This window comes from Shewanella marisflavi (genome assembly GCF_002215585.1).
Taxonomy (GTDB): Bacteria; Pseudomonadota; Gammaproteobacteria; order Enterobacterales; family Shewanellaceae; genus Shewanella; species Shewanella marisflavi.
The window spans coordinates 1,016,240-1,036,235 of sequence record NZ_CP022272.1 but is presented as its reverse complement, the minus strand read 5'-3'; the positions used below and the strand labels follow the sequence as shown (position 1 = coordinate 1,036,235).

15 protein-coding genes, 1 tRNA gene and 1 rRNA gene are annotated in these 19,996 nt (G+C 49.8%); 8 read left to right on the top strand and 9 right to left on the bottom strand.

From position 1 onward, the window contains the following. Positions 1–41: 41 nt before the first annotated feature. Both CFF01_RS04560 and pssA read right to left on the bottom strand, forming a co-directional pair. A 16S ribosomal RNA gene (locus CFF01_RS04560) occupies positions 42–1,586 on the bottom strand. A gap of 661 nt (positions 1,587–2,247) precedes the next feature. Further along, positions 2,248–3,081 carry a CDP-diacylglycerol--serine O-phosphatidyltransferase gene (gene pssA / locus CFF01_RS04555; RefSeq protein WP_088904025.1) on the bottom strand — a complete coding sequence of 278 codons (834 nt, stop codon included), beginning with the start codon at positions 3,079–3,081 and terminating at the stop codon, positions 2,248–2,250. A 120-nt stretch (positions 3,082–3,201) separates the two neighbouring features. On the opposite strand from pssA, the gene CFF01_RS04550 reads away from it, so the two are divergent. Further along, positions 3,202–3,657, top strand: coding sequence for a DUF4124 domain-containing protein (locus CFF01_RS04550; RefSeq protein ID WP_088904024.1), 456 nt, complete (start codon positions 3,202–3,204; stop codon positions 3,655–3,657). Between the two features lie 69 nt (positions 3,658–3,726). Here CFF01_RS04550 and CFF01_RS04545 read toward each other — a convergent pair whose 3' ends face one another. From CFF01_RS04545 to rluD, 4 genes are all read right to left on the bottom strand, one after another. Then, complete coding sequence (locus CFF01_RS04545; RefSeq protein WP_088904023.1) at positions 3,727–4,044, bottom strand: hypothetical protein; 318 nt, start codon at positions 4,042–4,044, stop codon at positions 3,727–3,729. Positions 4,045–4,188: 144 nt separating this feature from the next. Then, positions 4,189–6,762, bottom strand: coding sequence for an ATP-dependent chaperone ClpB (clpB, locus tag CFF01_RS04540; RefSeq protein ID WP_088904022.1), 2,574 nt, complete (start codon positions 6,760–6,762; stop codon positions 4,189–4,191). 115 nt (positions 6,763–6,877) lie between these two features. Beyond that, entirely contained in the window at positions 6,878–7,597 is a 720-nt protein-coding gene (gene pgeF, locus CFF01_RS04535) for a peptidoglycan editing factor PgeF (protein WP_088904021.1), read from the bottom strand. Continuing rightward, positions 7,597–8,568, bottom strand: coding sequence for a 23S rRNA pseudouridine(1911/1915/1917) synthase RluD (gene rluD / locus CFF01_RS04530; protein ID WP_088904020.1), 972 nt, complete (start codon positions 8,566–8,568; stop codon positions 7,597–7,599). Before rluD ends, pgeF begins: the two co-directional genes overlap by 1 nt. 122 nt (positions 8,569–8,690) lie before the next feature. On the opposite strand from rluD, the gene CFF01_RS04525 reads away from it, so the two are divergent. From CFF01_RS04525 to CFF01_RS04515, 3 genes are all read left to right on the top strand, one after another. After that, positions 8,691–9,449 carry an outer membrane protein assembly factor BamD gene (locus CFF01_RS04525; protein ID WP_033540655.1) on the top strand — a complete coding sequence of 253 codons (759 nt, stop codon included), beginning with the start codon at positions 8,691–8,693 and terminating at the stop codon, positions 9,447–9,449. Positions 9,450–9,720: 271 nt separating this feature from the next. After that, positions 9,721–9,796: transfer RNA gene (locus tag CFF01_RS04520), tRNA-Phe, on the top strand. A gap of 155 nt (positions 9,797–9,951) precedes the next feature. Then, positions 9,952–11,577: a methyl-accepting chemotaxis protein gene (locus CFF01_RS04515; RefSeq protein ID WP_088904019.1), complete on the top strand. Its 1,626-nt coding sequence runs from the start codon at positions 9,952–9,954 to the stop codon at positions 11,575–11,577. Between the two features lies 1 nt (position 11,578). Here CFF01_RS04515 and CFF01_RS04510 read toward each other — a convergent pair whose 3' ends face one another. Together CFF01_RS04510 and CFF01_RS04505 are read right to left on the bottom strand one after the other, a co-directional pair. Beyond that, positions 11,579–13,162 (bottom strand): sensor domain-containing diguanylate cyclase, encoded by a 1,584-nt coding sequence (locus CFF01_RS04510; protein WP_088904018.1) that lies wholly within the window; start codon positions 13,160–13,162, stop codon positions 11,579–11,581. Positions 13,163–13,294: 132 nt separating this feature from the next. After that, on the bottom strand, positions 13,295–15,157 hold the full coding sequence (locus CFF01_RS04505) for a methyl-accepting chemotaxis protein (RefSeq protein WP_088904017.1): 1,863 nt from the start codon (positions 15,155–15,157) through the stop codon (positions 13,295–13,297). Positions 15,158–15,416: 259 nt separating this feature from the next. Between CFF01_RS04505 and lhpI the strand changes: the two genes are divergently transcribed. From lhpI to CFF01_RS04485, 4 genes are all read left to right on the top strand, one after another. Beyond that, positions 15,417–16,364 (top strand): bifunctional Delta(1)-pyrroline-2-carboxylate/Delta(1)-piperideine-2-carboxylate reductase, encoded by a 948-nt coding sequence (lhpI, locus tag CFF01_RS04500; RefSeq protein WP_088904016.1) that lies wholly within the window; start codon positions 15,417–15,419, stop codon positions 16,362–16,364. Positions 16,365–16,491: 127 nt separating this feature from the next. After that, positions 16,492–17,067, top strand: coding sequence for an RNA polymerase sigma factor (locus tag CFF01_RS04495; RefSeq protein ID WP_088904015.1), 576 nt, complete (start codon positions 16,492–16,494; stop codon positions 17,065–17,067). Next, positions 17,067–17,579 (top strand): hypothetical protein, encoded by a 513-nt coding sequence (locus CFF01_RS04490; protein WP_088904014.1) that lies wholly within the window; start codon positions 17,067–17,069, stop codon positions 17,577–17,579. Before CFF01_RS04495 ends, CFF01_RS04490 begins: the two co-directional genes overlap by 1 nt. After that, a complete protein-coding gene (locus CFF01_RS04485) occupies positions 17,576–18,523 on the top strand; it encodes a DUF4097 family beta strand repeat-containing protein (RefSeq protein ID WP_052125884.1) in 948 nt (315 codons plus the stop codon). The genes CFF01_RS04490 and CFF01_RS04485 overlap by 4 nt, the downstream gene beginning before the upstream one ends. A 60-nt stretch (positions 18,524–18,583) precedes the next feature. On the opposite strand, the gene CFF01_RS04480 is transcribed toward CFF01_RS04485, so the two are convergent. After that, positions 18,584–19,504: a LysR family transcriptional regulator gene (locus CFF01_RS04480; protein ID WP_088904013.1), complete on the bottom strand. Its 921-nt coding sequence runs from the start codon at positions 19,502–19,504 to the stop codon at positions 18,584–18,586. Positions 19,505–19,996: the final 492 nt, after the last annotated feature.

Below are 19,996 nucleotides of genomic sequence, written 5' to 3'. Positions count from 1 at the left end.
TCTGTGTGAACACTCAACAAGCACTAAATCAATCGTATAGGTAAGGAGGTGATCCAGCCCCAGGTTCCCCTAGGGCTACCTTGTTACGACTTCACCCCAGTCATGAACCACACCGTGGTAAACGCCCTCCCGAAGGTTAAGCTATCTACTTCTGGTGCAGCCCACTCCCATGGTGTGACGGGCGGTGTGTACAAGGCCCGGGAACGTATTCACCGTGGCATTCTGATCCACGATTACTAGCGATTCCGACTTCATGGAGTCGAGTTGCAGACTCCAATCCGGACTACGACGAGCTTTCTGAGATTAGCTCCACCTCGCGGCTTCGCAACCCTCTGTACTCGCCATTGTAGCACGTGTGTAGCCCTACTCGTAAGGGCCATGATGACTTGACGTCGTCCCCACCTTCCTCCGGTTTATCACCGGCAGTCTCCCTAAAGTTCCCGGCATGACCCGCTGGCAAGTAAGGATAAGGGTTGCGCTCGTTGCGGGACTTAACCCAACATTTCACAACACGAGCTGACGACAGCCATGCAGCACCTGTCTCAGAGTTCCCGAAGGCACTAAGCTATCTCTAGCGAATTCTCTGGATGTCAAGAGTAGGTAAGGTTCTTCGCGTTGCATCGAATTAAACCACATGCTCCACCGCTTGTGCGGGCCCCCGTCAATTCATTTGAGTTTTAACCTTGCGGCCGTACTCCCCAGGCGGTCTACTTAATGCGTTAGCTTGAGAACCCAGTGTTCAAGACACCAAATTCCGAGTAGACATCGTTTACGGCGTGGACTACCAGGGTATCTAATCCTGTTTGCTCCCCACGCTTTCGTACCTGAGCGTCAGTCTTTGTCCAGGGGGCCGCCTTCGCCACCGGTATTCCTTCAGATCTCTACGCATTTCACCGCTACACCTGAAATTCTACCCCCCTCTACAAGACTCTAGTTTGCCAGTTCGAAATGCAGTTCCCAGGTTGAGCCCGGGGCTTTCACATCTCGCTTAACAAACCGCCTGCGTACGCTTTACGCCCAGTAATTCCGATTAACGCTTGCACCCCTCGTATTACCGCGGCTGCTGGCACGAAGTTAGCCGGTGCTTCTTCTGCGAGTAACGTCACAGCTAAGCGCTATTAACACTTAACCTTTCCTCCTCGCTGAAAGTGCTTTACAACCCGAAGGCCTTCTTCACACACGCGGCATGGCTGCATCAGGCTTGCGCCCATTGTGCAATATTCCCCACTGCTGCCTCCCGTAGGAGTCTGGGCCGTGTCTCAGTCCCAGTGTGGCTGATCATCCTCTCAGAACAGCTAGGGATCGTCGCCTAGGTGAGCCATTACCTCACCTACTAGCTAATCCCACCTAGGTACATCCAATCGCAGAAGGCCCGAAGGTCCCCTCTTTTCCCCCGTAGGGCGTATGCGGTATTAGCAGTCGTTTCCAACTGTTATCCCCCTCGACTGGGCAGTTCCCTAGGCATTACTCACCCGTCCGCCGCTCGTCAGCAAAGAAAGCAAGCTTTCTTCCTGTTACCGCTCGACTTGCATGTGTTAGGCCTGCCGCCAGCGTTCAATCTGAGCCATGATCAAACTCTTCAATTAAAGTTTTGGTGAAGCTAAAAGCTTCGGCTCAATGAATTCTGATTCATTTAAATGACTCGGAAGAATCATTTAAATGTTTGTACATATTGCTATGAACATTCATCGTTGCATTGAGATATAAATCGTTTTCGATTAACTCAACACCTGTGAATGTCCACACAGATTTCTTGTTTCATCTTGTTAAAGAACGTTCGCCTCATACTGGAGTCCAGCGGGCTAGGGCTGCGTATTCTACGCTTCTCCCTGTCGGCGTCAAGCGCTTTTTTCAAAAGTTTTTTCAGTGGTTAATTACTGTGCTTTCGCAGTGTAACTAACGGCTTAAAAACCCGAAGGCGCTTACCACCCTGACTCAACCTACATGCTTACTTACTTTGCTAAGCAGCGCCGTTTGCCGTGTCAGTGGGAGCGCATTATAGGGAGCAGAATCTTTTACGCAAGGGCTTTTTTGTCAAAAACACTTGGACGATTAAAATTCAACCAAAACCTAAGAGATTTCGCGAAACCTCATACACAAAGCCAACCCGCAAGCAACAAGTGACCAACAAAAAGCCTGTTGTCATACCTTGTCACTTCAGAAGCGGAAAATAAGTTTGGCACATAATAGTTCACTCTGCCAAAAATCTTAATCCAAATATTGGGGGATTTTAATTAGGGTCTGCATTCATTGCGCTTCGGTCTTGTCTGAAGCCTTAACTTGCGGCTCTTTGCTCACCAATTCAGGGGCATTATCAAGTTCAGAGTCATTCTCATCCCCCACGACATGGCTAACTTTGAGTTTTTTCACCTTACGTATTGTATAGACGGGGCCAGAAAGCGCATAAAGGCTAAAGGCGATAAAGAGAATGGTTGCAGGCTGCACTGACACCAAGACAAACAGGCCGACAAGCGCAAGAATGACGACAAAGTTCACCCGGCTACGCCAGTCATAGTCTTTAAATGAATAGTAGCGAAAATTACTCACCATCAATAAGCCGGCACACATGGTCATCACAACCACAAGAAAACTCACTTTGTCGCCACTAATTTCATAATAGGTTCCCGTCCATATCGCCCCTGCGATAATTGCCGCAGCTGCCGGACTGGCTAAGCCCTGAAAGTAACGTTTATCGGCAACGCCTACCTGAGTATTAAAACGGGCGAGTCGCAATGCCGCGCCTGCGCAATAGATAAAAGCTGCCAACCAACCTGTTTTACCGAGATCGGCCAAGGCCCAGTTGTAGGCAATTAATGCAGGTGCGACACCAAAGGAGACCATATCAGCCATGCTGTCGTATTCGGCACCAAATGCACTCTGGGTATTGGTCATCCTAGCCACACGGCCATCAATGCCATCGAAAAGCATGGCAACAAAGATAGCAATCGCCGCCGATTCAAACTGGCCATTCATTGACGCTATCACTGCGTAAAACCCGGAAAACAATCCAGCCGTAGTAAACAGATTAGGTAAAAGGTAGATACCGCGGTTCTTAACCGTCTCTTTGTTTAAATTTTGCATATACTAAGGAGCGAGGTTATCTTAATAAAATTAAAAGATAACACAGATTTAAGCTCACTTTTTATACGGACCTCTAATTGTTGGCAGATAAAAGCAGCCAAGCTCGATGCCAACACTGATATGGATACTATGATGATCGGAAAATTTTATGTCAGCGCACTATTAGGCCTTCTACTTTGTGCCCCTGCATTTGCAACCACTATCTATAAGTGGGTTGATGAGAATGGTGTCACTCACTATAGCCAGGAAAAACCACCTGAAATTAAGACAGAAAAGCTCTATAGCGAAGATATCGAACAACAAAAGGTAGGCTTTACCGCCCCTAAGGTTACAGAGAGACAGGAAGAACAAAAGAGTGAAGCAGCATTAGCCGCCGAAGCGATAACCGAAAAAGACAAAGCCCAGGCTAAGGCAATCTGTGAAAATGCCCAACACCAGTTGAAGGTGCTGGAGACTCATACGCGTCTCACACGTAAGAATGAGAAAGATGGTGAAATGGTGCGTATGACAGAGGAAGATAGACAATCAGAGATAGCTGCGCAGAAACAGCGGATTAAGCTTTTCTGCAACAAATAGCCAATCGATGCTATCAGCGACAGTCGGCCCAGGGCCGATTGTCGCCTTAACTTCAAAGGCATTAGCCAGTCACGAATTACCTTTTACCTTATACATAGAGCGACTGACTCCGTCTTGACATGCCTGTGTACCAGCATTCCAACCTTTATCAAATTCAGACAAGCCATCCAATACCTTATCTTTCATCTCATCAAGGGTGTCGGCTCCAGGGTTTCTCTTAAGATAGCCTGCGCTACGGCACCCCGTGTTATAGCCATAATGATAGAGGCTGTCATATTCCACGTTGCCCACCTCAATGTAGGATGGGTCGCTCCTCTGCTCTGGTGCTGAGCTGCACGCCGCCGTCAAAACGGCCATTGATGCCACTATTGCTAACCTTGTTTTCATCCATTACTCCTTCACGGCATAAAAACTCAAATGAGAAGATATCTACCCCTTGCAAATTAGTGCAAATAATGAACAAATGCAAAAGCTGGCTCAGATATAAAAAAGCCCAAACCTAAGTTTGGGCTTTTTTTCGAGACTCATTACTTACTGATGGAAGGATAACTCACCACCAGCGGCGTCCACCTTAATAGGTGTGCCCGGGAGCAACTGACCACTGAGCAGTTTTTGCGCCAACGGATTTTCGACCTCTTGCTGCAGGGCACGTTTTAGCGGACGCGCACCATAAACAGGGTCAAATCCGGCCTGGGCGATTAAGGCTAAGGCAGCTTCACTCACCTCGAGCTCAAAATCTTTCTCTGCCAGTCTAGCTTTCAGGCTATCTATCTGTATCTGAGCGATATGAGCAATATGTTCTGACTCCAATGGATGGAACACAACACTCTCGTCGATACGGTTTAAAAACTCAGGCCTGAAGCTATGGGTGACCACATTCATCACCTCGGCTTTCATCTCGGCGTAAGTCGCGATACCAAAACGCTCTTGGATCACATCCGAACCTAAGTTAGAGGTCATAATCACCACGGTATTGCGAAAATCGACCGTGCGTCCTTGACCATCGGTCAAACGACCATCATCCAGCACCTGCAGCAGAATGTTGAACACATCGGGATGTGCCTTTTCCACCTCATCGAGCAGGATCACCGAGTAAGGCTTACGTCTTACCGCTTCGGTCAGATAACCACCCTCTTCATAGCCAACATAGCCTGGAGGCGCACCAACCAGACGTGACACCGAATGCTTCTCCATAAATTCGGACATGTCGATACGTACCATGGCCGCTTCGGTATCAAACAGAAACTTCGCCAGCGATTTACATAGCTCAGTCTTACCCACACCCGTAGGGCCGAGGAAGAGGAACGAGCCAATTGGACGATTAGGGTCGGCAAGACCCGCTCGGCTACGTCGAATCGCATTAGCCACCGCATCTACAGCCTCATTTTGCCCTATCACCCGTGTATGCAACGCCTCTTCCATGTGTAAGAGCTTCTCTCTTTCCCCTTCGAGCATCTTAGACACAGGAATACCTGTGGCCTTAGATAACACCTCGGCGATCTCGACATCAGAGACCTTGTTACGCAGCAGCGTCATATCCTGCATCTCGGCCTGAGCAGCCAAGTCCAATTGCTTCTCAAGCTCTGGGATACGGCCATATTGCAGCTCAGACATGCGGGTCAGATCCCCTGCGCGCCTCGCCACCTCAAGATCCATACGCGCCTGCTCTAGATCCGCCTTTATATGCTGAGTGCCCGCCAATGCAGCCTTCTCAGTATGCCAAACTTCATTAAGTTCGGCGGCCTTGGCCTCGACCTCAGCCAGCTCGCTACGCAGAGTACTCAAACGGCGTTGACTGGCCTCGTCGCTCTCTTTGATCAAGGCTTGCTCCTCCAGCTTTAGCTGAATGGTGCGACGCTCTAGTCTGTCCAGCGGCTCTGGCTTAGAGTCTATCTGCATACGTATACTCGAGGCCGCCTCATCGATTAGATCAATAGCCTTATCGGGCAACTTCCGGTCTGAGACATAGCGATGAGACATACTGGCCGCCGCCACAATCGCGGGATCTGTGATCTCCACATGATGGTGCAGCTCGTAGCGCTCTTTCAGGCCGCGTAAGATGGCGATGGTGTCTTCGACACTCGGCTCATCCACCAGCACCTTCTGAAAACGTCGCTCGAGCGCGGCGTCTTTCTCAATATATTGGCGATACTCATCGAGTGTGGTCGCGCCAACACAGTGCAGATCGCCTCTGGCCAATGCAGGCTTAAGCATATTGCCCGCGTCCATGGCACCGTCACTCTTACCTGCGCCCACCATAGTATGCAGCTCGTCGATAAAGAGGATCACCTGCCCCTCTTCCTGCGCTAATTCATTAAGCACCGCCTTGAGGCGCTCCTCAAACTCACCACGATACTTGGCACCTGCCACCAATGCACCTAAGTCAAGCGACAGTACCCGCTTGTTCTTAATCCCCTCGGGCACCTCGCCATTGATGATACGCTGTGCCAAGCCTTCGACGATAGCTGTCTTACCGACACCGGGCTCACCTATGAGCACAGGGTTATTCTTGCTGCGGCGTTGCAGCACCTGAATGGTTCGGCGAATCTCATCGTCACGGCCGATCACAGGATCTAATTTGCCCTGCTCAGCGCGCTCGGTCAGATCTATGGTAAATTTTTTCAGCGCCTGACGCTGATCTTCGGCGTTAGGATCGTCAATGTTTTTACCCAAACGCACCTCTTCAATGGTCTTCTCAAGCAACTCCTTGGTGGCGCCAGATTTCTTCAAACACTGGGCCAGCGCGTCGCCGCCCTCTAGGGCCGCCAACACAAACAGCTCGCTGGAGATATATTTATCTTTGCGCTTTTGTGCCAATTTGTCACACAGATTCAGCAGGCGAATGAGCGCCTGAGACAGCTGAACATCACCACCGGTTCCCTCTACCTGTGGCAGGCGTTCAAGCTCCTGACTCAGCGCCGAGCGCAAGGTGCTTACCGAGATCCCCGCCTGGGTCAGAAGTGGATGAATAGAGCCCCCATCCTGATTGAGCAGGGCCATCATCAAATGAATCGGCTCAATAAACTGATGGTCACGCCCCAACGCTAATGACTGAGCATCGGAGATTGCTATCTGGAATTTGTTCGTCATACGATCGAGTCGCATACAGCCTCCTAAAAAATTAACGAATGAAGGAAACCTTCAGTGCTTTGTTAACAGTATAGATGGGGGCTTTTTAGGAGGATTCAAGCAATAAGGGCAAAGTTGGTGAAAAAATACGCTACTTTTCCAACCAAATAAACGAGGCCATACGACCGGTTTTCCCGTCGCGGCGATAGGAGAAATAATCGGCGCTCAAACTATAGGTACAATGGGGTAATTGATAAACAGCAGCAACGCCGAGTCGCTCGGCGCGATAACGGGCGATCCCTTGCAGATCCGCTAAATACTTATCCTTATTTGCCTTAAAAAAGGCTGCCGTATCGACATGCTGGGCCATAAACTGCGCCCTAACCTCACCACCCACTTCAAATGCATCCGGACCAATACAGGGCCCAAGATAAACCAGTAACTCATCGGCCGGTGCGTCAAACTGAGCTATAGCCGATTCGACTATCCCCTGACACAGGCCACGCCAACCCGCATGCACCGCCGCAACCTGAGTTGCACCTCGATCGCAAATCAACACAGGTAGGCAATCTGCCGTCATCACCACACAGACATGTTCGCCGCTGCGGCACAAGCTGCCATCGGCAACCCTATTTGCATCGACGTCGAGATCGATAACCTCTGTGCCATGTACCTGCTCAAGCCAGGCAGGAGCAGAGGACAAGCCAAGAGAGTGCGCGATACGCAGCCGGTTAAGCCGCACGCACTCAGGATCGTCGCCAACATGATCGCCAAGATTCAAGCTATCGAAGGGGGGAAGACTCACTCCACCCGAGCGCTGGCTAAAGGCCAGTTTTACGCCGGGGGGAATGAACCAATCGTCAGGTATCATTAATACTCTGCCGGATGAGCCTTGCTGTCTTCACGCAGGGCACGAGTTAGCGCCACCATATCCTCAGGGATAGGCGCCTGCCAGCTCATGATTTCACAGGTGAAGGGGTGAGCCAGTTCTAGGCGCACCGCATGCAGGGCCTGACGTTTGAAGTTATTCAGAACTTCCGTCAACTCTGGCGTCGCCTTCTTAGGCGGACGCGGACGGCCACCATAGACAGGATCGCCCACCAAGATATGACCAATATGTGCCATATGCACCCTGATCTGGTGAGTACGGCCGGTTTCCAGACGCAGGCGCAGTCGGGTATGGGCACGAAACTTTTCCGCCACGCGATAGTGAGTCACCGAAGGACGACCACTATGATGCACCGCCATATGCGTACGTTTAGTGGGGTGGCGCGCGATAGGCTCATCCACTACACCGCCGGCAGTCATGGTGCCTGAAACGATGGCCTCATACTCACGGGTGATCTCTCTCGCCTGCAAGGCGGACACAAGGTGGGTTTGCGCTTCGACGGTCTTGGCTACCACCATAAGTCCTGTGGTGTCTTTATCGAGACGGTGCACAATACCCGCCCTTGGCACGAGGTCAATTTCGGGACAATGATGCAATAGAGCATTCATCAAGGTACCGTCACTATTACCCGCACCAGGGTGCACCACCAAGCCAGCTTGCTTGTTGATCACCAAAATATGGTCATCTTCGTAGACAATATCTAAATCGATTGCCTGCGCCTCAGCCTTGGTTTCCTCCTGCAGGGTGGCTTCAATCTCAATTTCCTGCCCTTCAAGAACCTTTTCTCTAGGCTTAGTTTGCACCATACCATCGACGTAGACGGCACCAGCCTGTATCCACTCTTTAATACGTGTACGGGAATAATCAGGGAACAACTCCGCCAGGGTTTGGTCTAATCTTTGCCCGGTTTGTGTTGCTGTGATCTCGCTTTTTAGATTAATCTCTTGTGTCATAGGAACCGTACCCGCGTTTTGGGGTCCAAAATAAAGTGCTATCTGTTACAATCGGATTGTTTCTATTTTATCGTGAAATGGAAAAATTCTTAACTACAACTTAAAAAGAATCGAATTCAAGTATGCATAATTTTGCTAAAGGCGCCGCTGTCGCCTTGTTGTCACTGGCCTTAACGGCTTGCAGTAGTAAACCAGAAGATGATATTGAGCTCAGTAAATCTTCCCCTGAAGTCCTCTATTCTCAAGCAAGAACCTCTATGGAGTTGGGCAACTATAGTAAAGCGATTCGCTCTCTTGAGGCCTTAGATTCTCGCTATCCCTTCGGTCCACATAAGACACAGGTACAGTTAGACCTGATCTATGCATACTACAAACTGGACGATTCTGCTTCTGGTATTGCTAATATCGACCGCTTTATCCGTCTCAACCCCACTCATAAAGATATAGACTATGTCTATTACATGCGTGGACTGGTAAACATGCAGGCCGATAATTACATGTTCCACGACATGCTCAATATCGACCGAACCGATAGAGACCCTAAAGCGGCGCAAGAAGCCTTTAAAGACTTTGACCGTTTAATAAAGTCGTATCCTAACAGCAAATACGCTGCCGATGCGCAAAAACGTATGCAATTCTTAAAAAATCGTCTTGCTAAATATGCGATCACCGTGGCCGAGTACTATATCAAGATGAATGCTTGGAGCGCCGCGGCCGTGCGTGCCCAAACGGTATTGGAAACCTATCCAGGTACCCCATCCACCGAACGCGCCTTGGAGATCATGGCGACCGCCTATGAAGAACTTGGTCAACAAAAACTTAAAGATCATGTGCTTATGGTGATGAAAACCAACTATCCCAATAACGATATGCTCAAGTAATCATATGCTATTTTAAAGCCTCGCTCTGCGGGGCTTTATTTAATTCTAGGCGAATATAGAGTAGACAACCCAGGCCAAAATATCTCCCCCGAACGCAATTGACTTCAAACGGGTTCAAACTTGAGTTTCTCCCTGCCCACTTTTCGCACCAGCCGCATTTGATCTAAAAATCGACGTTTCGGGCAAAAGTTATCCAAACAGGTCAGTTCTACGAAGTTTTTGCAAAAATTAGTTGACTCAAATGCGCAAAAGCCTTTTAATGCACCCCGTCGCCCGAATAGCTCAGTCGGTAGAGCAGAGGATTGAAAATCCTCGTGTCCCTGGTTCGATTCCGGGTTCGGGCACCATATTCAGCGGGTGCCTAGCGCACCACACAAAAAAGCCTCGCAATGCGAGGCTTTTTTGTTTCTATTCATCTTACCCATTTCAATCTTTTGCTATACCTATAGATACGTCATAAGTTTTAGCTTTCTGCTATTTACCTCTTCATTTGGGTATCTATATGAACAATATTCAAATCAAGCACAAGATGGCTTTCGGTATCTTACTGCCCCTCTCGCTCCTCATCTGTATTTGTATCTTAGCAATCAACATGATGAATAATATTGAGAAAGGTGTCGTCACCATCTATAACGACAGAGTCGTCCCACTAGAAGATCTCAAGGTGATCGCCGACGACTACGCGGTATTTGTGATCGACGCAATCAACAAGGCCAATGCCGGCGAATTCAGCGCCGAACAGGCCAATCAAGCCCTGCAGGAAGCAAGCAACAACATTGACAGCAAATGGCGCCAATACGTTGCCACCGAACTCACCAGGGATGAGAAACGTCTGGTCGATGAGGCCGAACGTCTGTTTGTTCCGGCTAATCAGCGTATCACCCATCTGGAACAGCTGCTAAGTGGTAAGTCAGGTAATATTGCCGGACAGTTGCGGGAGGAGATTATCCCACTCTACCGGGTGATCGATCCCATCAGCGGCACCATCGCCGAGCTCATCAGCCTGCAGCTCAAGGTCGCCGGCGAGGAGAAAGACAGGGTTGCCCAGATCTACGAGTCCTCTATCTCCCTCTTCATGCTCATCACCCTAGTGGCCGCCATTGCCAGTATAGTGCTCGGCATCTGGATTAACCGCAGCGTAATGAAACCCATCAACCACATACGCACTCAGCTACATACCATACAGCAAGACTCGGACCTCACTGTCACCTTCGAGCAACTGAATAAGGACGAGCTGGGGCTTATATCCACAGGGCTTAATGATGTCTTTCGCCACCTGCGAGGCATCCTCAAAGGGGTAGCCGAGGCAGCCAACAGCGTCAGTGACTCGGCCTTAGACCTCAACGAATTCACTCAAATCTCCAATGCCCGCATTCAACAGCAGCAGGCGGAGACAGAGCAGACCGCCACGGCCATGAATGAAATGACGGCAACGGTCAACGAGGTAGCGCAAAGCACCACGGCCGCCGCCGACTCTGCCAGAAATGCCGACCGATTTGCCGCCAACGGCAATGATATCGTCCAACTGTCGATTAGCAGCATGCAGGCGTTGTCGATGCAGATCCAGAGTACCTCAGAGGTGATCACCCACCTGTCCCACGAGAGCCAACATATCGGCAACGTACTAAGCGTCATCAAGGGGATTGCCGAGCAGACCAATCTGCTGGCCCTCAACGCCGCCATCGAGGCTGCTAGGGCTGGTGAGCAGGGGCGCGGATTTGCTGTGGTCGCCGACGAGGTTCGTTCCCTCGCCCAGCGCACCCAGGAGGCGACCCAAGAGATCGAGACCATGATAGAGACGCTTCAGAACGGGGTGAACGAGGCTGTCACCGCCATGGATGTGGGCATTAAACAAGTGGATGATGCTAATCAACAGACCAATAAGGCGGGGGAAGCGTTGCAGGAGATAGTCGCCTCGGTCGACAACATCACAGAGATGAACACCCATATCGCCACGGCGGCAGAGGAGCAGAGCAGTGTCGCCGAGAGTATTAACCGCAGCATCATCGCCATCAGCGATATTGCCAGCCAATCCACCGAATCTGCCTTGGAGCTGGGTCACTCCATCGCCCAGCTCACCTCCCTGGCCGATTCGATGCGGCAACAGGTCACCACCTTCAGGCTCTGACTCAGCCAACCACGGAGAGCGGGCTTACCCGTCGGTGTAGTATCTTTAGCTGATTACGGCCACTCTCTTTGGCCTGATAAAGTTGTTCATCGGCCAGTTTTATCATCTGCTGCCAGTCGTCATCGGCAAAAGAGGGGTGATAACCGTCGTAAAGTACAGCGCCCATGCTAACCGTGACCTTCTCAAAGGGAGATGCCTGATGATAGATATTTAGCTCTCTGATCTTTTGCAGCATACGCCCCGCCAACAGCTCCATCTGGGCAATATTATCGCTATGGATCACCACGCAAAACTCCTCGCCGCCATAGCGGGTCACCAGCTCACCACGACGACGACACTCAAGCATCAAGGCCTGAGCAACCTTGACCAATGCCTGATCACCACTCTGATGCCCCACTGAGTCGTTGTAGGCCTTAAAGTAATCGATATCCAGCATGATAAAGCCGATAGCGCCCTTTCCATCGCGCCACTGCTGATGAGCGCGCTCTGCAAAGACTTCCAAGCTTCGGCGATTGGCGATACCTGTCAAAGGGTCGTTAAAAGAGAGGGACTCGAGATAATTTTGATGCCGCTGTAGCTTCTCCACCACCAAGTTAAACGATTCGGTCAACTTAGCCACCTCGGTAATCGACCAGGAGGTTGGCATGGTCAGCAGTACACCGCGGTGAGCCATCTTATCAAGCACGGCATTGGCAACCCTTAGCGGCCGAACCACCAGCGCGGAAAACGGAATGATAGCCACATAGGACATCACCAGGACGCTTAAGAACATCAAGATTGATTCAATGGTAAATATCGATGGAATGAGGTTTTTATCATGGTGCACTGTGATCTTAAGTGACGGTACCTTAAGCACATCGTGAACATACCAGGAGTGGTGCTCGCGAATATCACTGACACGAGGAGGCTCTCTAAACCCTAAGGTGGTTATATCAGCCAACTTAGCATCCTTTGCCAACACCTCTAGATCAAACTTGATTAAGCTAAACTGCTCTATCTCAGTGTGGATCTCCGGACTAACGTTCCGCACAGTTAACAGGCTCCCAGCGACTCTCCCCTCACCATCGCTCGGTAGCACTGTCACATTGCTAAAATAAACCACCCTGTCACCCATGCGCAGCAGACCGCTACGTGAAGATGGTTTATTTGCATTCATCTGCTCAGGAGAAGGTAAGATCTGCCCGATAAATTCTGCCTCAGCCAATGGCAGTTGCTGGGCCAAGAAGGCCTCTTGACTGGTATATTGCCACACCACCTGATTTTGGCGATTAAACACGTAGAAGCCATCAATATTGGCAGCCTCGAAAGCATTGTCATCAAGATTTTTAAGGGCAAACTCAGGCGATACATTATCGACAAAAGTTACCATATCATCCCATATGGCATAGTCGTAACAGAGGGTGTCTAAATTTTTTTGTGCATAGGCGATCCCTTTTTGCACCGCCTCTAAATTCATGTCTTGGCGTGACTTTACTTGCTCTTGAATTCTGGGCAGATAAATAAGGTAATAGATGCCACTTGCGGTCAAAAATGACAGCAGCAACAGCCCTAACGCTAAAACATTTAAAAAGTGACTTAATCGCATCGACCACTCATATTCACCCAGCTCTCTCAACTAGCTTAGTCGACCGGGTCCAATAATTTGAGTATAAACCCCGCATTTCACGAATAAATTTCATAAAAAAAGGGGCCTAAGCCCCCTTTCTCCGTTAACCGCTTATATCTTAAACAGGCTCACCGCTTGATAGAGCACTTCGGTTCGCGCTTTTACCTCATCGGAAGACTTAGCATTGTCATCTGCGGCTTGGGCCGACTCGGCAGCGATATCGCGAATAACCACTACATTCTTGTTCACCTCCGAAGCCACCATGCTCTGCTCCTCAATCGCCGCAGCAATTTGAGTACTCATATCCATGATGTTAGTCACATCAGTATTGATCTGCTCAAGCAAGGCACCGGCACTTGCTGCTTGGTCGGCACTCTCTACGCCCTGCTTTTGTGTGGCTTCCATTAACTGCACAATAGAGCGAGTACGGCTCTGAAGTGTCTGGATAATACCGGCAATCTCTTCGGTTGACTCTTGGGTTCGCATCGCCAGGCTCCTCACTTCATCGGCCACCACGGCAAAACCGCGCCCCTGTTCACCTGCCCGAGCAGCCTCAATCGCCGCGTTCAATGCCAATAAATTGGTCTGTTCGGCAATGCCGCGAATCACATCCAGCACACTGCCTATAGTCTCGCTGTCTTTCTCTAACTCAGAAACCACCTGAGCTGAGTCCGTCAACTGTGCGGCTAATGCCTGGATCTTCTCTATCGTCTGCTCAACCCCCATCTGACCTTGCTGGGCATTATCATGGGTATTCCCAGCACGTTCGGCTGCCAGCTCAGTGTTGCTGGCGATCTCGTCTATGGTGGCACCCATTTCGGTTATCGCAGTCGCGACCATGTCGGTTTCATTGAGCTGACGCCCCACTCCTTCAGAGGCTCGCAGCGAATTTTGAGAAAGTTCCTGGCAAGAATGATTCACCACCTCAACCGAGGTTAATACCTCTTTAATTAAGGATTGAAATGACTCGACCATGCTGTTGAAATGGCGCGCGATTTGACCGATCTCATCATCCACCTTGGTGTCGCACCTCAGGGTCAAATCTTTGGTCTCTTCGATACGAGAGATAGCGTCGCTGATCCGCTGAACCGGATCCATGATGCTACGAATAATCGCCAGGGTAAAACCAATCAAGACTAAGGTGATCAACACAAAGATGATGATGCTGATGGTCACTGTGGCACTTTCGGCACGACTAATGGCTTCCATAGACTGCGCATTAAGCTGCACCAGGGACTTTTCGGCCGAAGCAATACTGTCTCGCAGACTCGCCATTTTGCCGGTTTCCTTATCCAGCCCAAACTCCTGCTCCTTAGCCACCAACGCCTTAAAATTCTGTTCATAATCATTAATCAAGGTATTAAGCTCGCTCTTCACGGCGCCACTGAGCATGGCACTCGCCACCTGTTGACGCAGCAGCGTCAGGTTGCCATTGAACCTATCGACATAGCTTAAGGTACGCCTGAGCATAAAGTCTTTCTCGTTGCGCCTTAGCTGCAACATGGTCACCATTAACTCTGGCTCATTTCTCTCTTTGACCAAAGTCTCGACATTGTGCACTGCACTGCGCAGCGCCCCATAAAGTCCATCTTTGGGGTTTAGACCTATCTGCTTTTGCAGATTAGCAGTCTCGGTAAAGATAGATTCATAACGCACTAAATTCTGTTTAAAAGTGTGTAAATCCCCCTGTTCAATATCGTTGCGGGCGAAAATATCGCCAAGGGTCGCTATTTTCTCCTCTAATTCTTTTGCTTTCCGCTGATGTTTATCCACATAACTAAGTTCTAATCGAGCAAAAAAATCTTTTTCATCTTTACGTAAACTCAAAACATCCTTTTCAAGTTCAATTACTTGTTGTGCAGCATGGGACAAATCATCCAGCTTCGCCGCCGAAAAGCGCTGCAAACCAAACATCGCTATCACAGAGCAGATAGACACTGCCGCGCTAACGAGTAACTTGTGACGAATGAGCATATGGGAAGATCCTTTAATTTGAAGTGATTGCTTTACTTGTCTTCAACGACAATTAAGACCTTGGAAGACTATTTACTCTTCCAATATTGAGTATAGTAACTATCGACTTACATACACGACTCTTTAATTAATTTTCGCTTAATCAGCGACTTCCAACACCTAACAGTTTAAAAAAATGCCGAACCCATTCAAAGTCAACCCTGTAGGCTTTCAATCGCCAGACTTTTTGCATACAATATCCACAAAAAAAGGAGGTAGTATGCAAGTTATCGATGCCGATTCGGTACATCAGGCGCTAGACTTTCCCAGTCTGATAGAAGCACTCAAACAAACATTCGCTAAGCCCGCCAGGATGCCACAGCGGCAGGTTTTTCCCTTGGATGAAAACAGTAGCCACAGCGATGCTTTTGCCGTACTGCCGGCCTGGAATCAAAAAACCATCGCCGTCAAAGCCTTTACCTACTTTCCTGAAAACCCCAAGAAATCAGCCGATCTCGAGAGTCTCTACTCCAAAATCTTAATCTTTAACCGTGAAACCGGAGTGCCCCAGGCCCTAGTGGATGGCACCAGCGTCACCTATTGGCGCACCGCTGCGGTGTCAGCGCTTGCCAGCCAATACCTGTCACGGCAAGACACCAAGCATTTACTCCTGTTTGGCACAGGTCGTCTGGCCACCTTTATGGCGCTTGCCCACGCCAGCGTCAGGCCAATTGAAAAAATTACCGTATGGGGACGTGATAGTGCCAAGGTCGACCGAACCATAATCGCCATTAAGGCCAGGGCTGAGCATATTAATGTCACCGCCTGCTGCGATCTTAAAAGCGCGGTTAGCACAGCCGATCTCATCAGCTGCGCCACTGGGGCACCGGCTCCGCTGTTCGATTCCAGCTGGGTCAAACCTGGCACCCACGTGGATCTGGTGGGCAACCACAATCAGGATAGGCGTGAATGTGACAGCAAGCTTGTGGTGAATTCTGATGTCTATGTGGATGCCAAGGTGAATGTATTTGCCGAAGCCGGCGAGCTGTTGATTCCGGTTAAAGAAGGCGTCTTTGAATTATCACAGGTTAAGGGCGAATTGGCCGACCTTTGCAGCGGCACGCTTGCCCCACGCCAGGATGAACAATCGATAACCCTATTTAAGTCCGTTGGCACGGCACTGGCCGACCTGGTAGGCGCTCAACTGGTATTTGAGAAACAATCCTGATCCCTAGGGCAGCTCTGCTGCCCTGCTTCTTCTCCTTCAACGGGTCATGAGTTGGCATTCGATGCTCACTGATATACCTTAAACCAAACTTTTTTCATTTCGCTTTAAACCTTTTCAACTCCTACCCATGTCTAATAGGTATTGTTTATTCACAGGGAAGACAGAATTGAGCGTACTTACGAGTCCCGATGATGCTCATCAGCTCCTCGACGCCGTATTGGTCGAACGTGCCAAACAGGGAGAAAAGACGGCATTTCGGCAACTTTACGATCAGCACCACAGACGCGTCTACGCTCTCTGTTTTCGCCTGGCGGGCCAAGCGGAATTAGCCGAGGAAGCCACTCAAGAAACCTTTGTTCGCTTGTGGCAGAAGCTACCGCTTTTCGATGGTAAGAGTCAGTTTACGACCTGGCTGCACAGCCTAACGGTCAATCAGGCTTTAAGCTGCATCAAGAAACATAAGAGTTTCTGGGCCAGGCTGCTGCCGGCCGAGCAGGCACCCGATCTTAGCAGCGCACCACTTGAATACGATGGACTGGATAAGCTGATATTACGTCTGCCGGAACGTGCCCGTATCGTCTTTGTGCTCTATGCCTTAGAGGGCTATCAGCACGATGAGATAGCCAAACGGCTAAGCATCGCTCAGGGAACCAGCAAGGCGCAGTACCACAGGGCAAAACAACTTTTGCAGGAGATGATCTAATGGCCAACAAGGGTGACACATTAAGGCGCCTTATCCATGACGCGCCAACAGAGATGACGCCTGAGCGCGATCTCTGGCCAAGCATAGCTAAAGGTCTCGATGCACCAACTGCCAGCTCGCCGAGCTATTGGCGACCGGTGGCCATCGCCAGCACTTTGCTGCTGGCCCTATTGCTCGGCAAGATAAGTTTTTCGCCAGAGGCGCCAGAGGGGCAAAACGATGCCCTACTGCATACCCTGGCCGCCATAGACGCGCAGCACCAGACAAATATCGCCGCCCTCACCCTAACCAAGCAGGTCGACTGGAAAACCAGTCCTTATAGCCAACCGGTTGAGCAGGGAATAGAACAACTCAGGACGGCGGCCAAAGAGATCTATGAAGCGCTAAAGCTTAATCCCACAGACAAGCAGCTATGGCAGCTGTGGCTATGGACACAGCAAAGAGAGATAGAGTTAATCAAACAGGGGCAAAAACTCCCTGTCAATCGCGACACCACAGGAGAGATGATATGAAGATGCAAACTAAAACCGCCTATCTGGCTATGCCCCTATTACTACTGAGCCAATCCTTGTTAGCGGCTCAAAGCGTGGATAAGCGCATCGAGGTCGAAGGCGATCTGCGTCTGAACCTTGAGGTGCAGCGCGGCGACGTCGAGATCCTCTCCTGGGATCAGAACGCCATATCCATCACAGGCACCTTAGATGAGCTGAGCGAAGGCCTTGTTGTAGAGCAAAAAGCCGGCACTATCTCCATCGAAGATAAACTGCCTCGCCATTACTCGGGCAGCAATAAGGAGGGCTCACGCCTTACCATCAAGGTGCCAGCAAAGCTCAAGCTGAACAGCGAAGGGGTATCGGCCAACTACAGGGTCAGTCAGCTATCGGGCGATATCAATGTGCAGACCGTCAGCGGCGACATTAAGGTCGAAAGCCTTAAGGAGCAAGTGTTCATCAATACCGTCTCGGGCGATATCAGCAGCCAAGGGCTGCAGGGCAAGCTTAAACTGGAGACGGTATCGGGCAACATCAAAGACAAACAGAGTCTGGGCAAGGTCAGCTACACCCTGGTTAGCGGTGAACTTAACGCCGACAGCAGTGCCGACCAGGTCTCTATCGAGCTGGTCTCGGGCGATGCCAAGGTGACCTTAGATAAAGTGGATCGCCTCAAGGCTCAAAGCGTCAGCGGGGATCTTAACCTCTCGGTATCCGCCCTAGCCACCAAGGCCAGCTTGGATAGTGTCAGTGGCGACATCAGCTTTAGCCTACCGGCAACCCTGGATGCCACCTTCGCCATCGACGGCGGCCCAAGCGGCGACATCGACAATCGCCTGACACAGGATAAGCCGAAAAGACCTAAGTATGGCCCTGGTAGCTCACTGCAGTTCCAGATGGGTAACGGTAGTGCCGATATTATCGTCAGTACCATCAGCGGTGAAATCAACCTCAAGGCACGTTAAGCTTTGAAATTGAAAAAGGGCTTTTAAAGCCCTTTTATCTTTTTAATCCATCATTCCAATCTAAAACCCCACGGCCTCGACGGCTGAATCTCCTAAGAGCAGCTCGATAAACTGCGAAGCAGTCTGACTCAATCGACGATTTCTCATCGAGACGACACTATAGCTAGCGTTAATACTGGAAATACCAACCACATCCAGCGCAATCAATTCACCGGACAGCAGCTCCTCCCGCACTGAAATATCGGGCGTGATCACCACCATATCACACTCTTTTATGGCCGACTTGATAGGTTGAAATTGTGCGTATTTCACGAGTCCCGCAAAATCATGGCGCTCCTCATCAAAAAGATCCTCAAAGCGTTGCTTGAGCAGTTGTGGCATAGCACTGGGCATCCCGAGAGGATAATCTCGTAAACTGGGTAAATAGATCCTGCTTAATCGCGTTAACGGGTGGTTGGGGCGGCAACAGAAAATCGCCTGAGATTGCGGCAAGCATTGAGTCACCAGATTATCATGCTGATCAAGCAAGGTGGCATTGGTCTCGGCGATAAACATATCCAAGTGCCCCTTGAGTAACTGTTGGTAGAGGCGGTTCCAGCTCTCCACTTTCAGCTCCAAAGAGATCTCTGGATTATCGCGAATAAAGCGACCTACTATAGGCCCGATAATACTGTTGGATGGAATGGGGCTAGCACCGATAACCAGTTTAGCTTTTTCAATTCCCTGCTTAGCCTTGATCTCCGACTCCAAGTATTCCATTTGACTGACAATTAACTCCCCCTGTGCCAGGACTAAACGGCCATACTCTGTCAGGGCGAATTGTTTTTCGTCACGCGCTAAAAGACTCGCTCCCAAGCGCTCTTCCATCTTCTGAATACTGCGAGATAACGATGGCTGTGCGAGGTGTAACTCTTCGGCAGCCTTACTAAAGCTCTTTAACCTCGCTAATACAATAAAATGCCTTAAATGTCGTAGTTCCATCAACTAAACCCTGTTTTTGTTTTTATTTTGGTTTTGAGTAAGCCCGGCACCTAACATGCTCGAACAACATTTCTATCACTTTGCATGACGAAGTTACATAGGCGCCAATACTCACAAATAGGGTCACACACCTATGCCGATTAACAGCCAATTGGTGTCGGCTCAAACATCGTAAAATCAACCACTATAAAATCAGAGAGTTAAAAAAGTTACCAACAGTGTTCACCAGGCATATGCAGCCCAAACCACCCCGGTAACACAAATTTAACAATTTGTATCAGTTTGCTACCAAATGCTACATACACTGTGACGTTTGCCCCCATCACGACAACCACGACAACATGCCAAATAAGCACATTCAACCGCTAAACAAAAAAACATCAGAACTATGAACCGCAAAACAAACAATTGACAGGCTTCGAAACCAACGGATAGATGGTTATCCTCTTGATTTGATGATCCAGCCCTACCCAGCCATACACTTTGTGCATA

Coding starts and splice junctions, on each gene's coding strand:
- CFF01_RS04515 (WP_088904019.1), top strand. CDS start 9,952: ATGAACAATATTCAAATCAAGCACAAGATGGCTTTCGGTATCTTACTG.
- CFF01_RS04545 (WP_088904023.1), bottom strand. CDS start 4,044: ATGAAAACAAGGTTAGCAATAGTGGCATCAATGGCCGTTTTGACGGCG.
- CFF01_RS04550 (WP_088904024.1), top strand. CDS start 3,202: ATGGATACTATGATGATCGGAAAATTTTATGTCAGCGCACTATTAGGC.
- pssA (WP_088904025.1), bottom strand. CDS start 3,081: ATGCAAAATTTAAACAAAGAGACGGTTAAGAACCGCGGTATCTACCTT.
- CFF01_RS04490 (WP_088904014.1), top strand. CDS start 17,067: ATGGCCAACAAGGGTGACACATTAAGGCGCCTTATCCATGACGCGCCA.
- CFF01_RS04510 (WP_088904018.1), bottom strand. CDS start 13,162: ATGCGATTAAGTCACTTTTTAAATGTTTTAGCGTTAGGGCTGTTGCTG.
- CFF01_RS04480 (WP_088904013.1), bottom strand. CDS start 19,504: ATGGAACTACGACATTTAAGGCATTTTATTGTATTAGCGAGGTTAAAG.
- CFF01_RS04495 (WP_088904015.1), top strand. CDS start 16,492: ATGTCTAATAGGTATTGTTTATTCACAGGGAAGACAGAATTGAGCGTA.
- CFF01_RS04505 (WP_088904017.1), bottom strand. CDS start 15,157: ATGCTCATTCGTCACAAGTTACTCGTTAGCGCGGCAGTGTCTATCTGC.
- CFF01_RS04485 (WP_052125884.1), top strand. CDS start 17,576: ATGAAGATGCAAACTAAAACCGCCTATCTGGCTATGCCCCTATTACTA.
- pgeF (WP_088904021.1), bottom strand. CDS start 7,597: ATGATACCTGACGATTGGTTCATTCCCCCCGGCGTAAAACTGGCCTTT.
- lhpI (WP_088904016.1), top strand. CDS start 15,417: ATGCAAGTTATCGATGCCGATTCGGTACATCAGGCGCTAGACTTTCCC.
- rluD (WP_088904020.1), bottom strand. CDS start 8,568: ATGACACAAGAGATTAATCTAAAAAGCGAGATCACAGCAACACAAACC.
- clpB (WP_088904022.1), bottom strand. CDS start 6,762: ATGCGACTCGATCGTATGACGAACAAATTCCAGATAGCAATCTCCGAT.
- CFF01_RS04525 (WP_033540655.1), top strand. CDS start 8,691: ATGCATAATTTTGCTAAAGGCGCCGCTGTCGCCTTGTTGTCACTGGCC.